This is a genomic window from Chitinispirillales bacterium ANBcel5 (assembly GCA_029688955.1).
GTDB classification, from domain to species: domain Bacteria; phylum Fibrobacterota; class Chitinivibrionia; order Chitinivibrionales; family Chitinispirillaceae; genus Cellulosispirillum; species Cellulosispirillum alkaliphilum.
Map to the genome: position 1 here is coordinate 131209 of JARUKZ010000003.1, position 14116 is coordinate 145324.

Genomic DNA, 14116 nt, shown 5'->3' on the forward strand with positions numbered 1-14116 from the left:
AGATAGACAGTTCTTTATTAGTATAAGTGTAATAACACCTGTAACCTAAACGCAGTCACCCTGCAACTAAAACGCTTAAACTGGCTGTTTTATATAAGATAGTTCTACAGTTTAATAATAAATATTTCCGGTGTAAAAAGCAATCCATTCTTTGCTCCAGCACTGTTTAATGCACACATTTGTTTACACCTTTCTTTTGCCTCACCATTTCGGTTTGAATAAACCTACTTTAATGAATACATGCAATAAAAATCATTTCCAGCACCCCTTTCCACAATTGTTTAAGCAAGCGGAAACAGCACAGTATTTCCTAACGCCCTATATTTAATATACTTAAACCTAAGGAAATTGGTTTCTTTTTGAACTTTTTGTACTCTAAAGTGTACTCATCGGTTTAACAATGTCTCTTGTTAGTTGTTACATTTTTTCGCCCGGCCTTGCCTGAACAGTTTTAAAAGGATACAATAATAGCTATCAGCACATCGAATTTTTCATGGGAGGCAAAAGATGGAAGTTTCCCCACTGGATAGCCATCAATATTATAGTACAGTTAAACGCAGGTTGACTGCAAAGGTGGCGGAAGGCCTGCTGTCCAGGATGGGAGGTTTACATGCATCAACGAGTTGAGCACTATGTAACGCTCGACGATCGCCCAAACAGGGACACGATCATAGAGAAAGATGAGATATTAAGCCTTATCATAGATATTGAGGTCTTATCTAGTGAGAATTTCTATGATAAGTATTTTGACCTTGATGATTAGCGATGATGTCTCTTAAAAAAGGGTGATTATTGAGACATGTGTAATCGGCAGTTATGAAGACTTTTTGCTAAACGATGCTTCAATCCACGGTCTTCCAGCCGGAAAACGAAGAAAAGTCCGGCCTGAAAAACCGCGAGAAAAGTGTCCAAGGCATTGAGTTAACATTTCTGCCGTTAGTTTTACTCCCCCGATTAACCAGGTGCCATCATTTTAAGCAGAAACAATTCAAATTGTCGTAGGGATATCCAGAAAAACTGTTTCTATACCAAATTTTTCCGTGATCAGTTCACCAAGCGCCCGCACCCCGCCCTTTTCGGAGTGGTAATGTCCGCAATAGATCACATTTATCTCTGCTTCCAGCGCAGCGTGATAATTTTCATGGGATGATTCGCCGGTGATAAACAGGTCGACCCCCTTATTAATTGCTTCCTGAAGCTCCCCTGCTGCTCCGCCTGATACCACAGCAACCCGCTTAATATTATTAGTACCAAAAGGCAGCATCGACACCCTGCAATCCAGATGTTTGGTTAAAATTCTGGATATTGCATCAATTGAAACAGGCTCATTAAGGGTACCTTCAAACCCTATCTGCATCCCCTTATACCAACCAAACGGCTTAAGCGCTAAAAGACCTAGCATCTCTGCAAGTTTTGCGTTGTTACCAAGAGATGGGTGAAGGTCGAGGGGCAGATGAGAGGCATAGAGATTTAAATCGTTGTCTAACAAATATTTAAGGTGATTGTAAACAGACCCCGTAATTGATCGCAGACCATCCCAGATAATCCCGTGATGGGCAATAAGCATTTGGCAGCCGCTTGCAACGGCTTGTTTGTATGCTTCCATGCAGGCGTCTACGGTTAATGCAATCCGTTGTATCTCTTCACCCCCCTGAACCTGAAGCCCGTTTCGGGAAACGTCCTTTATAGCACCAGTGGCCAAAGTAGTGTCAAGAAAGGATACAAGGTGATCTCTTTTCACAAAATTATTGTCTGCAGAATTATTCGGTGTTGTTTTCATGTTTCAAACCCCAGAAAAGCTAAAAAGTGCTTAACTCCGCCCGTTTTACGGGAACTGTTCCATTTTTCTATAATAGAATAATAGTGAGAATCTTCCCTGATCTCTTGTTTTGCTATTTTTATCAGATCGTTTTCTACGGTGGTATGTGATGGTTTTGCTTTGCATTGAGTAATCTTATTCAAAGTTACAGATTCAATTTTCCTGTTTTTGGAATTGAGTTCAATGCTGTGGGGAAAGCTTCTGCACGTTACCGGGCGATTCTTATAAACGGAGCAGGTAAAATCGCCGCTGAGAAACACACATTTTTCACTAACTCTTTTAAGGCCCATGGCCCGTTTACCATACCTGAAACGAATCCATAGTGGCGCATCCGGATCGTAATTCATTTCTGAAGGGGAGAAGAAGCGTACAAATCGTTGCGGAGGTTGTTTTAAAAATCGGCTGATTCTCAAAACATCTCTGTAAGTGACGGGTACAATGGGCTCTCTGCAGCACCTCCCGCACCTGGAGCAATCAACTATAGTACAGACTCTTTCTTCACCCACCATCAATCCCTTCAGTTTTTAGAAAGAAAGAAGATACGATTCGATAAATTTATCGATATCACCATCCAGAACAGCTGCGGTATTGCTTGTTTCGGTATCGGTGCGATGGTCTTTTACCATATTATAGGGGTGCAAGACATAGGAGCGTATCTGACTTCCCCACTCAATTTTCTTTTTTTCAGTCATTTTAGACTGCCTCTGCTGCTCTTCGATCTCCTTATAGTGCTGCTTCACCCGCGCCTTCAACAGTTTAATGGCTAAAGAGCGGTTTTTAATCTGGGAGCGCTCGCTCTGACAAGCAACAACAATGTTTGTAGGAATATGGGTCATACGCACAGCACTGTCGGTTTTATTAACGTGCTGTCCCCCCGCACCACTTGCCCTGTAGGTGTCTACCCTTATATCTTTTTCATCAATCTCAAAGTCACCTGCTTCATCACTTAACGGGTATGCGTAAACTGATGAAAAAGAGGTGTGTCGCCGGGCGTTGGAGTCAAAGGGAGAGATTCTTACTAATCGATGCACTCCGGTTTCTGCCTTTAGATGTCCGTAGGCATAATCACCCTGAACTTCCATGGTCACACTCTTTATCCCGGCTTCTTCTCCCGGTGAAAGCTCAAGTATCGTCAAGCTGAACCCTTTTCGCTCAATCCACCTGCAGTACATTCTATAGAGCATGTCGGTCCAGTCGCAGGACTCGGTACCACCAGCACCACTGTGAATCGACACCACGGCGGGTGAATTATCGTCCTCTCCACTGAGTTTGCGAATAAATTCAATGTGCTCAATTTCTTTTTCCAGCGCCGCGGCCTGAGCCTTCAGCTCATCAAGAGTGCTTTGATCCTGTTCCTGCTCTGCAAGCGACAGCAACTCCTCTATATACTGCACTTCCTGCCAGGCATTTTCCCAGGGTTCAATCACCCTGCGAGCGTCTTTTATCTGCTTAAGCACCTTCTGTGCAGCTTCAGCATCATTCCAAAATTCATTTTCGGCCGATTGGGCTTCCAGCTGCTCTACAAGTGTCTTTTTCTTCTCGATGTCAAAGATACCCCCGTAGGTTTTCTATTCGGGCCTTAAATTCCTTTAATTTAGATGAATCCAAAACTTCTAACATAATATCCTCTCTTTCCTATAAACAGGTAAAAATAGTAAAAAGTACATCCTTTAATGATATAAACAGAATTTGTTTCCGGGTTTTTGGTTAAAAACTTGTTCTGACTCAATTTATTGAGTCCATACAGATCCTTTACACAGTATCTTGTGGTTGTGCCGGTTTTTTTTATTGACTTGAAAATTTATCTACCGTATTTTTACTCTCAACTAAAATCAAAATTCATTTCCAATACTTAATTACTGACCCCAAATTTTCATCTATTAAATACAGGGTGGAAGGAGTATTCAATAGTTATGGTCTCCCAAACTGACAGCAGTACTGGTAATTTCGGAAAAAGTGTAAAATCTTCTGTCTCGAAAAAAAAGGAATCAAAGCAAACAACAGTCAGTACCGATTCTCTCCGTGAAGAGCTAACCAAAAAAGCTATTCAGATAAGTGACAACGCCCGAACAGTCCTGGAAAAGCGCTATCTAAAAAAAGATGACAGTGGAACGGTGGTAGAATCGGCTGAAGATCTTTTTTTCAGGGTAGCACAAAACATTGCCAGTGCCGAGCTGCTTTTTGACCCTCAGGGTAATACGGATTTATGGACCGAAAAGTTTTATGATTTAATGGCTGCAATGGATTTTCTCCCCAATTCGCCCACTCTTATGAATGCAGGACGGGAGCTTCAGCAACTCTCCGCCTGTTTTGTTTTACCCATAGGCGATTCCATGGAAGAAATTTTCACTGCCGTTAAAAATACCGCTCTTATCCACAAAAGTGGAGGGGGTACCGGTTTCTCCTTTTCCCACATCAGACCTAAAAACGACCGGGTGAAGTCAACCAAAGGCATCTCTTCAGGCCCCCTTTCTTTTATGCGCGTGTTTGATGTGGCTACCGAGACGGTAAAGCAAGGTGGGACTCGCAGAGGTGCCAATATGGGCATCCTTAATTGTTCTCATCCTGAAATTCTCGACTTTATAGAGCTGAAAGCAACCGATGGCGTGCTTTCTAATTTCAACATTTCGGTGGGTTTAACCAACGAGTTTATGGAAGCCCTTGAGAGAGATGAGGAGTATACGCTTCGCAACCCAAGAACAGGTGAGGAGCAGGGAAGACTAAAAGCGTCAAAAGTTTTCAACCGTATTGTTGAACTTGCCTGGAACAATGGTGAGCCGGGGATCGTTTTTCTTGACCGAATCAATGAATCCAACCCTACCCCGCATATAGGCAAAATTGAAAGCACCAATCCCTGTGGTGAGCAGCCCTTACTACCCTATGAGTCCTGTAATCTTGGGTCGATCAATCTGGCGCACATGGTATGTGAGAAAAACGGAAAAAAAGAGGTAGATTACACTAAACTCAGCGAAACCGTTTGTACCGCAGTCAGGTTTCTGGATAATGTAATAGAAGTAAACAAATATCCACTTGAAGAGATCGGTAAAGTTACCAAAAGCAATAGAAAAATTGGTCTTGGTGTAATGGGTTTCGCCGACATGCTGATTGAGTTTTCTATTCCTTACAACTCACCACAGGCAGCAGATCTTGCCGAAGAGCTAATGAAATTCATTCACGAGGAAGCGCATAAGGTAAGTGCCTTTCTTGCTCACGAAAGAGGTACCTTCCCTAACTTTAAAGGATCTGTTTTTGACACCAAAGACGGCCTTCAGTTGCGCAATGCCACCGTTACCACCATTGCTCCTACGGGTACGATTAGCATGATCGCAGGCTGTTCAAGCGGTATAGAGCCGCTTTTTGCAATAGCGTATCAGAAAAATGTATTGGATGGAAACAAGTTTCTTGAAGTGCACCCCGCATTTAAAAGAATAGCACAGGAAGAGGGTTTTTATTCTGATGAGCTTATGAAAATGCTCGCCGAAACCGGTAGCCTTCATAACATACATGGTATCCCCAGGCGCATACGGGATGTATTTCTGACCAGTCATGATATAGAGCCCATTTGGCACATAAAAATTCAGGGAGCGTTTCAAAAGTATACTGATAACGCCGTCTCTAAAACGGTCAACTTTCGTAATGAAGCTACCACCAAAGAGATTGAGGAAGTTTTCCGGTACGCTTATAAGCTTAACTGCAAGGGTGTAACCGTTTACCGTGACGGGTCCCGTGTTAATCAGGTAATCACTTCTGGACAATCCGGCAGCACTGAAGCCACCGTTACACTTGCAGGTACAATTCAACCCCGACCACGACCTGCCGTTACCCATGGCCACACCTTCAAAACAAAAACCGGGTGCGGAACGCTTTATGTTAACATAAATTCAGACACCTTTGGTCTGTGCGAAGTATTCACCCAAATGGGGAAATCGGGAGGGTGCGCCGCGTCCAATGCAGAAGCCGTTTCGCGACTTGTTTCCCTTGGTTTACGAGCTGGAATAGACCCCAAGTCTATTATCGAACAACTAAGAGGCATCCGTTGCCCCATACCTACCTGGCATGGCGGGGAGATGGTACTGTCGTGTTCCGACGCGATTGCACGGGTGCTGGAAAAAGCTTTGAATAATCAAAACGGCAATACCAATCAGATAAGCTATTCGGGACTGGATATGGGCTTTTGCCCACAGTGCCCGGAATGTGGTGGTATCATGGAGCATGAAAGCGGCTGTGCTGTATGTAAAAGTTGCGGCTTTTCAAAGTGCGGCTAATATAACAGTACAGATGTGTGTTTAATGGATCTTCCTTTGATTGGACCATTAAACACACCAGTCTAATCTGAAAAGTCTTGGCCTTGCAACAATACCTTTGTTCTATTTTATTGCCAATTCCGGAACGAGTTCGATTATTCTCTGCGCAGCACGAAGACCGGCATATCCATCAGGTGATCCCAAAAAAGTTTTTGTAGCTTCCTTACGTGCCTGGTAGTAATGATCATTTCTTTGCTCTACAATACTCAAAGCAGCCTCAAGTTCATCAAATGAATTAATCTGAACAGATATTTTATTTATCAGCTCTTTAACTTCGTTAACTACACGTGGAGCGTCTTTAACTGTAAAAGTTACAATGGGTTTATCTAAAGCACAAAATTCAGCGATTATTGAGCTTGTATCACCAATGCAAACATCAGAAATCATAATATATTTTAAAATTTCATACTCTTTTATCAAATAGACCCCGGGTGTATTTTTTAATACATCAACATACTTATCACTCATCCATACATGTAAAGTAACAAGAATATTATATTTCTCTTTTAATTCGCCGACGCGGTCATACCACTTTTCAATCGCCGACATCCCACTTCCATCCCATGTTGCTGAGAACAGAAGAGTTTTCTTTAAAGGATTGAGACCTATTGTGTTAACTAAACTTTTAAGTTGTTCCCTTGTAATAGAACCATCAAAAGCACCATCAATTTTTGGACAACCTATTGTTTCTGCAGTTTTAACTCCTATTTTTTCAGCCTCTTTGCGATCGGCATCACTGGTCATAAAGAAAACATCGAAGAGATTAAAATACTGTGCTTTTGACTGACGTTTAAAACTGTATATTCCATGTTTAAATCCAATCTTTTTGATTTTTTTACACGGGAATTTCCATGCCATATTGCGGAACATAATAACAGAATCAGGAAATGATGGCATTACGGTGCCTTTGTATCCCAGTTCCCTAAGTTTCTGGAGAACATTTTTATTCTTTGCCACAAGATCCAGATTTCCAAGGTGTTTCCTGACGTTTTTAAATAGCTCTGCATCTAAAGCATCTTCGCAGTATAAAATATTTTTTTTCTTCCTACGAAAGATTTTTATTACTCTCCAAGTAAAGGAATAAACCGGACGAATAAAATAATAGGATAGTACCATTTAAATTTTCCAATCACTAAATTAATTTCTTTATTATATATAAAGAGTTACGATCACAGTGTATAGGTTAAAACAAATCAGCCGCCAAAATTCTTCTTTGAAGCTAACTAAGAAGTCAATCATTGCCTAAAATACTTATTAAACAAATAAAAAACAATAAAGCTCTAACGTCATCCCTATTTCTGCTCGAAATCCACCACCATTTTCCCCTCTCCGGAAATAAACGCTCTAATCCACTCAATGAATTTGCTATAGCCCACAACTGAAGGAATATCAGTATGAGCCGCGTTTTCTATTATCGCGGCAAAACCCTCCCTGCCAGTGTAGTTTTCCCAGATGGGCAATCCGTTGGTTTCTAACGCCAAGGTCTCATCCTCTGTTCCATGCAACCAGAGAAAGGGAATATCTATCTGTTTTATCCGTTCCATATTATTACCCCTGAAAGTGGTAACATATGAACCTGGCACATCAAAGTACAGTGCATCTTTAACCAGTGTTTCAATGGACCCTATGGGCGCTATAAAAGATAACGCAATTATGCTCTCGTAGGGGTTATGGGATGTAATTTTACCTCCTATTAAAGAACCCAGTGAGTATGCGATAACAACTATCTGAGGGTTACCATGATTTTTAAGATAGGATAGAGCAGTATGCCCATCTTCATAAATGTTTTCTTCAGTAGCCACTCCACTACTTCTGCCAAACCCACGGTAATCGATTGCAAATACCGGATACCCGCTTTCATAGAGAAGCCTTATTTTTGGCCAGTAGTAGTCTAAGTGTTTAGTATTTCCATGCAGGTACAGTATTACGGTGTCTTCACTAGTAAAATAGGATTGTGGTCCCAAAAGTATAGCCGCAATACTATCTGAGCCACTTTGCAAAGTCAGCTCATGAATCTTTTCTGGTCTAATCAGCCCTAAGGAATCTATAACATCATCTAACTCCCGTTCACCCCCGTAAAAATCGAATTTATAGCTCTCAAGCGCTTCCCCTTCAAAAAGAAAGGGATCAAGATTTAAGCATTGTAAACTGAAACACACAACTGCCAGCATGGAAATAAATATCAATTTAGGCTTTAAAGGTATTTTCATTTTCTACCTCCAAACGAGCGGTTAACTCCAATATAAATACCCCATATCCCATGCTGACCAATCCCCTGGTTGTTAACCGGTCTGCCGGAATTTTTAAGATGTGGAGTGAATAATCTCCCCTCAACCTGAAAACACCAGGTATTATGGTTTAACCCATAGCCCAGGTATAAAGCAGGTAACCAGCGATTTTTTTGTGGATTCTGATCTGTACGCTTGTTTCTGAATTCAAACCAGCTGTCTACACCAGTATAGAAAAAACTTTTCTTATGTTCCCAGTACCATCCAAGGTTCAAGGCGGGAAGTAACCGAAAACTATCTTCTTTAAAATTGGTTGTTAGTACAAAACCAGGGGAAACATAGGCGCCGGCATTCCACTTTTCTATTGTTAAGGGATGAAAAGTAATACCACCATCGATATGCATAACACCAAACAAAAGATCTGTCAGTGCCATACCGCTTTCAATGGAAACATCATCATATACACCGTATGAGTATCCGACATTAAGAAGCGGTAATGGGATATTGGTACCAGCGACTTCAGTAATTGGTCCACCAAAGCTTAAGGAGATTCGGGAATCACCTTTATTTAGAGGCTTTACATTACGAACCGCGGTACATGAGAGTAGTAGTAGCGCAAAAAAAACTATGGTTAGTGTTACTGTTTTTTTCATAAATCTCTTTTCTTTACCTATAAAACGCAAAATACTATTTAGACGGAGCAAAAAGCATAAATTAGCTCACACGTAGTAAGTACGAGCAATGGGCTTTGAGCAGGGAAAGGATAGTTTTTACAATTTTTTCTACCCCCGAAGCTTTTTTTTCCTTCCCTCTGTCTTCTATTTTCTGCGCGATTCTCATGAAGGATGTCTTGATCGGTTCTAGGGCGGAACTGATCGGTTCTAGGGCGGTACGGATCGGTTAAAAAAAACTGGTTATCGGGCATTAAGGAATATAAAAGGACGGGAAAAGCTATAGTTGGAAGGGCCGAGTACAAAAAGGCATAGTCAGGAAGTAATATGCTAATGCGCTAAGGACTAAAGGATGATGGGTTTCAGGAGTTTGCAGGGGAAGCAATCTGCTATCCCTTGCCTTAAAAAAATTTTAAACAGCTGCATTGGATCGTTTTTGCGCATTTATCACCGCCTGCTTGGCGCTTTCGAATATATATTCGAAACGGTCGACGATTCCTTTTCTAAGGTTGAAGGCTTCTCTTTTTAACTCCTGAAATTGGCTTATATGACATTTCTCCTCTTTGATACAAGAATCAACCTGGGCAACAGCGTGGGTAAATGTTCCTGCCCTGAAACAGACCGTTTTCAGGTAAATATGGTCTATTCTCGAATTTTTAAGATCTTCACCATATTTTTCAACCAGCTCTGCCACACGCCTCCCTCCTGCATCGCTTCAGAAAAGGGCATATTTATAACTGTTAGATTATCATCGGGGATTGATAGAATGTCCTCTTTTACCGCATTAAAACATTCAATCGGATCACGGATTTCGGTCATAAATTGCTCCTTGAGCCAGGTGTTACTACCTGTATAGTGATGGGACAGTCAAGACAGAACTGGTTTATATATTAATTATCCAACAATTTTTCTCTAACTACCGTTTGCAGTTTTTAAGCCATTTTTACGGCTACAACAAACTTTTATAGCTCTGCCAGCAATTAAGTAAAATGTATTTCGATTTGAAAGGAAGGCAACATTTTTTTTATGGTAGATTAAGAGTGCGGGGTTAAGGGATAGCACAATAGTAGTTTGACTACTCTCAAGCGTCGGGGTGAAGGATGAATTTTCTGCATCAATTAAGTACCCGATCTACAAAGGGACAAAAAGTGTAATGAACACCGCTCCTTCTGGCACGCATTCTGCATTACATCTATAGTGTGAACGATATATTCAGCCCATACCTTTTTCTGAAGGAGTCTGTTGTATGGTTGGTTATCATGCGTCGCATGAACAGTTTAAGCCTTCAGACCTTCTGAGGCTTGTACAGATGGCGGAGTCTGTGGGATTCGATGAAGTGCTTTCTTCAGATCATTTTGAGCCCTGGAGTAGTAATCAGGCTCAAAGTGGATTTGCCTGGTCCTGGCTTGGAGCAGCCATGCAGGCAACAGCAATCCCCTTTGGAGTAGTAACTGCTCCTGGGTACCGGTACAATCCCGCCATCATCGCTCAGGCTACAGCAACACTGCTTAATTGTTTTCCCGATCGTTTCTGGGTTTCGGTTGGCACGGGGCAGGCGCTCAATGAAAGTATCACCGGTCAGAGGTGGCCCGATAAAGAAAGCAGAAAGGAGAGGCTTTTTCAGTGCGCAGAGGTAATGCGTAAACTTTGGCTTGGAGAAACGGTTACTCACAGAGGTGACGTTACGGTGGAAAACGCCAATCTCCATACGCTTCCACCCTCCCCACCTCTTTTGATTGCTGCGGCGATCTCAGAAGATACGGCCCGCTGGGCAGGGCAGTGGGCAGATGGGTTGATAACGATCAGCCAACCGAGAGAAAAGCTAAAGCGTGTGGTTGACGCATTTAAGAGTGCAGGGGGAGAAAACAAGCCAATGTATCTTAAAGTGCAGCTCTCTTACGCACCGGATGAAAACGAAGCCCTCAGTGGCGCGTTCGAACAGTGGAAATATGTAATTCATGACAGCTCCGTAACCGCGGAGTTGAGAACACCGGAGCAGTTTGAGGCTGCATCGATGTTTATCACCCCCGATCAGATGCATGAGCATGTAAGGATCTCTTCGAGTATATCCAGATTTGTCGATTGGCTCAATGTGGACCTGGAGATGGGATTTAACAAGCTGATACTTCACAATGTAAACAGAAAGCAGGAGCGTTTTATTGAAGCATTTGGGACTTCAGTGCTTCATCAATTGGCAACATAGGTTAGGCCCAAAGAATAGGTAAGGAGATAACAGGTGAGTGCTGGGGGATATAAAGAAATCTCTGATTACGGGATAATCGGCAATCTCAGAAGCATTGCTCTGGTGGGAAGAGATGGCTCTATCGATTGGTGCTGTTTTCCTCATCTGGACAGTGATGCCTGTTTTGGTGCACTTTTGGATAATGAGCTGGGTGGGCATTTCTCTGTTAAGTTAAAGAACGGTCTTCTGGGGATTCAAAGATATACCGAAAGCACAAATGTACTTAAAACTGTATTGTCAGGAGAGAGTGGGGAGCTGGTCATTACGGATTTTATGCCTCTTAAGGGCAATATTTATACGCCGGGAAAATCAGAATCAAAGAGTGAAATCATAAGAATTCTTGAGTGCAGAGGAAGCCGCGCGGAGGTTTTCCTGGAGTGGGCTCCCAGGTTTAACTACGCAAAAAGCAAAACTACCATAGAGCAGGGCTCTAACGGCTGGATTGCCAGAGGCAGCGGAGGATACCTGATGTCACTGGCCGGTGTAGGTGAGGGGGAGAAATCCACAAGTACAAATAATGGATACGTAAAAGCGACGTTAAGGATTGATGGTGGGCAAAAACGTGTTATGGTATGCAGGTGGCAGTCCGATGATACGAATATCGATAGGGAGGAGGAGTTTAGAAAGTTATATGAAACAGAGATGGTATGGAAAGAGTGGGCAAATCAGCAGGGAATAATTGAGAATAAGGACTGGACAGGAAAATATTTTCCTGCGGTGATTCGTTCAGAGCTGGTATTAAAACTCCTTACTCACAGTGATACAGGCGCGATAGCGGCAGCAGCTACTACCAGTCTTCCGGAAACATTGGGGGGAGTCAGAAACTGGGATTATCGTTACACCTGGATACGGGACGCGGCTATGACCTCCCAGGCGCTGGTATCGGTAGGCCACACCTATGAGGCTCTTCAGCTTATGGAATGGATGGAGAAGGTATCCGAGATACGTTCTGAGAAGGACTTTAATCTTCAGATTATGTATGGTATTCATGGCCAGACAGAGCTTGGGGAGTCGGTGCTTGAACATCTGAGGGGGTATAAAGATTCAAGGCCGGTGCATATAGGCAACGGAGCCGCTTCACAGCTTCAGCTTGAAACTCACGGGGAGCTTTTAAATATCGCCTATGAACTGTCCCGAAGAGGAGAAACTCTTAGCCCGTATACCTTGGAATTTTTGGGTAAAACTGCGGACTTTGTAGCTGAAAACTGGAATCGCCCGGATCATGGGATATGGGAGATACGAGGACCCATGAGGCATTACACCTACTCGAAGGTAATGTGCAGGGTTGCTCTTCAACGGGCAGTTCATTTAGCCTCCAATTATGGCTTAAATGGCAGGGCCAAAAGATGGGTTCTTGCAATGGAGCGTATCGATAAGGATATTTTGGAGAAGGGGTATGATCCGGCAGTTGGAGCATTTGTGCAAAGTTATGAGTCAAAGCACCTTGATGCTTCAAATCTGAGAATAGCTTTGATGGAGTTTTTAGGTCCGGATCATTACATGATTCAAAATACAATCAACAAAACTTTGCAGGAGCTTACTGAAAATGGGTTAGTATACCGATATTTGTGTGATGATGGATTACCGGGAAAAGAGGGGGCATTTGTAATTTGTACATCCTGGCTTATCGATAATTTATCTATTTCAGGCAGAATCGAAGAGGCAACAGAAATGTTTGAATCTTTACTTAATAGGGCAAATCACCTGGGCCTTTTTTCTGAGCAGATAGACCCCTCAAGCGGTGAGTTTCTGGGCAATTTTCCACAAGCCTTCTCTCATATCGGCCTGATAAACAGCGCTGTTTATCTGGCTTATGGTCAGGGCAGATCAACACCTGAACACCATCCTATTGGCACCAAAATGCATAGAAAATTACAGAGTGGTAATCAGAGGAAACTGTAAGTACCTATGAACTCCAGGAAAAGATTACTGTACGCAAGGCTGGTGGGTGTACTTATACTGCTTATATTTTTGTCCTATTCCTATAAAGGATATGAGTCACAGGTGGAAACGTTAGTTTTTCTCGAGGATAATCTCACATTTAACGATTTTTCTTCAAACAATTCCCTTAGCGGCCGGGATCTGTGGAAAGAGTATGTGCCTTTTGCACAGGAAGTAGTAATCTATAATGAAGATAAAAGTGTGACTGAAGCGATGTGGCTTTCCTCTTCTGCCTTGATCAAGCGACCATTACTGGTAGTACTTGGTGACGATAATGGTCATTTAACAGACTGGAGTGTTCCGTTTGCTCACTTATCAAAGAAAAACAGGTGGAATTTTATTTTCCCTGATATCAAAACCGGATCTATTAATAAAACCAATCGTAACGAAGTGGAAAAAACAGCTCGAAAAATTAAATCCCTGGTAGATTACGCTTCTATTCATAGCAGAGTAGATAGTTCAAGGGTATATATAGTTGGGTTTAATACGGGAACGTTAGCAGCTCTTAGTTTCGCATCCCACTATCCACATCTGGTAAGTGCTCTTAGTTTATGGGGAAGTGAATGTATGCAGGATTTAAATGACAGCATTTTTTCTCTGTTAATTCAAAACCAAAAAGGCGGTCACTCAACCTTTATTCACTTAGCGCATGGGTTACATGACCCTGTAAACGATCCGTATAACACGCTCTATCTTTTTAAGCGGATTTCCGGAGCGAAGATAAATGGTATAGCAAGATTACTATCTGCTCATGATGAAGAATATGGAGGTGACACAATTTTTGAGTCACTGGCCGAATATACATACCAAAAAGAGAATATAGCCCTTTTTATTTTCGAAGGGGAACAGGATCTGTTCTACAACATAGCACTACGGCAGTTAGTACGAAGACCCTAAAGTTATTACCCTCT

Annotated in this window: 13 protein-coding genes; 5 read left to right on the plus strand and 8 right to left on the minus strand. The window is 42.3% G+C overall.

What is annotated here, in order from left to right; all coding sequences use genetic code 11:
• The first annotated feature begins 610 nt into the window (after positions 1-610).
• Positions 611-763 (plus strand): hypothetical protein, encoded by a 153-nt coding sequence (locus QA601_02695; GenBank protein ID MDG5813972.1) that lies wholly within the window; start codon positions 611-613, stop codon positions 761-763.
• Between the two features lie 225 nt (positions 764-988).
• Here QA601_02695 and QA601_02700 read toward each other — a convergent pair whose 3' ends face one another.
• The 3 genes from QA601_02700 to prfB are packed head-to-tail and all read right to left on the minus strand — an operon-like array spanning position 989 to position 3363.
• A complete protein-coding gene (locus QA601_02700) occupies positions 989-1780 on the minus strand; it encodes a Nif3-like dinuclear metal center hexameric protein (protein ID MDG5813973.1) in 792 nt (263 codons plus the stop codon).
• On the minus strand, positions 1777-2328 hold the full coding sequence (locus tag QA601_02705) for a YkgJ family cysteine cluster protein (GenBank protein ID MDG5813974.1): 552 nt from the start codon (positions 2326-2328) through the stop codon (positions 1777-1779). The genes QA601_02700 and QA601_02705 overlap by 4 nt, the downstream gene beginning before the upstream one ends.
• Positions 2329-2343: 15 nt before the next feature.
• On the minus strand, positions 2344-3363 hold the full coding sequence (gene prfB, locus QA601_02710) for a peptide chain release factor 2 (protein ID MDG5813975.1): 1020 nt from the start codon (positions 3361-3363) through the stop codon (positions 2344-2346).
• Between the two features lie 369 nt (positions 3364-3732).
• Between prfB and QA601_02715 the strand changes: the two genes are divergently transcribed.
• Complete coding sequence (locus tag QA601_02715; protein MDG5813976.1) at positions 3733-6084, plus strand: vitamin B12-dependent ribonucleotide reductase; 2352 nt, start codon at positions 3733-3735, stop codon at positions 6082-6084.
• Positions 6085-6186: 102 nt separating this feature from the next.
• On the opposite strand, the gene QA601_02720 is transcribed toward QA601_02715, so the two are convergent.
• The 5 genes from QA601_02720 to QA601_02740 all read right to left on the minus strand — a co-directional run bounded on the left by QA601_02720 (position 6187) and on the right by QA601_02740 (position 9841).
• On the minus strand, positions 6187-7239 hold the full coding sequence (locus QA601_02720) for a CDP-glycerol glycerophosphotransferase family protein (GenBank protein ID MDG5813977.1): 1053 nt from the start codon (positions 7237-7239) through the stop codon (positions 6187-6189).
• Between the two features lie 176 nt (positions 7240-7415).
• The gene (locus tag QA601_02725) at positions 7416-8333 is read right to left on the minus strand and encodes an alpha/beta fold hydrolase (protein ID MDG5813978.1); all 918 of its coding nucleotides are present in this window, start codon (positions 8331-8333) and stop codon (positions 7416-7418) included.
• On the minus strand, positions 8330-9004 hold the full coding sequence (locus QA601_02730) for a hypothetical protein (protein MDG5813979.1): 675 nt from the start codon (positions 9002-9004) through the stop codon (positions 8330-8332). The genes QA601_02725 and QA601_02730 overlap by 4 nt, the downstream gene beginning before the upstream one ends.
• A 430-nt stretch (positions 9005-9434) precedes the next feature.
• Positions 9435-9716 (minus strand): hypothetical protein, encoded by a 282-nt coding sequence (locus QA601_02735; GenBank protein MDG5813980.1) that lies wholly within the window; start codon positions 9714-9716, stop codon positions 9435-9437.
• Positions 9665-9841, minus strand: a complete 177-nt coding sequence (locus QA601_02740) for a hypothetical protein (protein MDG5813981.1) — start codon at positions 9839-9841, stop codon at positions 9665-9667. The genes QA601_02735 and QA601_02740 overlap by 52 nt, the downstream gene beginning before the upstream one ends.
• A gap of 427 nt (positions 9842-10268) precedes the next feature.
• On the opposite strand from QA601_02740, the gene QA601_02745 reads away from it, so the two are divergent.
• Genes QA601_02745 through QA601_02755 form a run of 3 tightly spaced genes read left to right on the plus strand, consistent with a single transcriptional unit; the run spans position 10269 to position 14102 of the window.
• Positions 10269-11225 (plus strand): TIGR03885 family FMN-dependent LLM class oxidoreductase, encoded by a 957-nt coding sequence (locus QA601_02745; protein MDG5813982.1) that lies wholly within the window; start codon positions 10269-10271, stop codon positions 11223-11225.
• 33 nt (positions 11226-11258) lie between these two features.
• Positions 11259-13166 (plus strand): glycoside hydrolase family 15 protein, encoded by a 1908-nt coding sequence (locus tag QA601_02750; GenBank protein MDG5813983.1) that lies wholly within the window; start codon positions 11259-11261, stop codon positions 13164-13166.
• Between the two features lie 6 nt (positions 13167-13172).
• Positions 13173-14102, plus strand: a complete 930-nt coding sequence (locus tag QA601_02755) for a hypothetical protein (protein MDG5813984.1) — start codon at positions 13173-13175, stop codon at positions 14100-14102.
• Positions 14103-14116 lie beyond the last annotated feature (14 nt).

Bases quoted from the DNA above. Each gene is read 5' to 3' on its own strand.
- QA601_02695 (MDG5813972.1), top strand. From the start codon at position 611: ATGCATCAACGAGTTGAGCACTATGTAACGCTCGACGATCGCCCAAAC.
- QA601_02700 (MDG5813973.1), bottom strand. From the start codon at position 1,780: ATGAAAACAACACCGAATAATTCTGCAGACAATAATTTTGTGAAAAGA.
- QA601_02705 (MDG5813974.1), bottom strand. From the start codon at position 2,328: ATGGTGGGTGAAGAAAGAGTCTGTACTATAGTTGATTGCTCCAGGTGC.
- QA601_02715 (MDG5813976.1), top strand. From the start codon at position 3,733: ATGGTCTCCCAAACTGACAGCAGTACTGGTAATTTCGGAAAAAGTGTA.
- QA601_02720 (MDG5813977.1), bottom strand. From the start codon at position 7,239: ATGGTACTATCCTATTATTTTATTCGTCCGGTTTATTCCTTTACTTGG.
- QA601_02725 (MDG5813978.1), bottom strand. From the start codon at position 8,333: ATGAAAATACCTTTAAAGCCTAAATTGATATTTATTTCCATGCTGGCA.
- QA601_02730 (MDG5813979.1), bottom strand. From the start codon at position 9,004: ATGAAAAAAACAGTAACACTAACCATAGTTTTTTTTGCGCTACTACTA.
- QA601_02740 (MDG5813981.1), bottom strand. From the start codon at position 9,841: ATGACCGAAATCCGTGATCCGATTGAATGTTTTAATGCGGTAAAAGAG.
- QA601_02745 (MDG5813982.1), top strand. From the start codon at position 10,269: ATGGTTGGTTATCATGCGTCGCATGAACAGTTTAAGCCTTCAGACCTT.
- QA601_02755 (MDG5813984.1), top strand. From the start codon at position 13,173: ATGAACTCCAGGAAAAGATTACTGTACGCAAGGCTGGTGGGTGTACTT.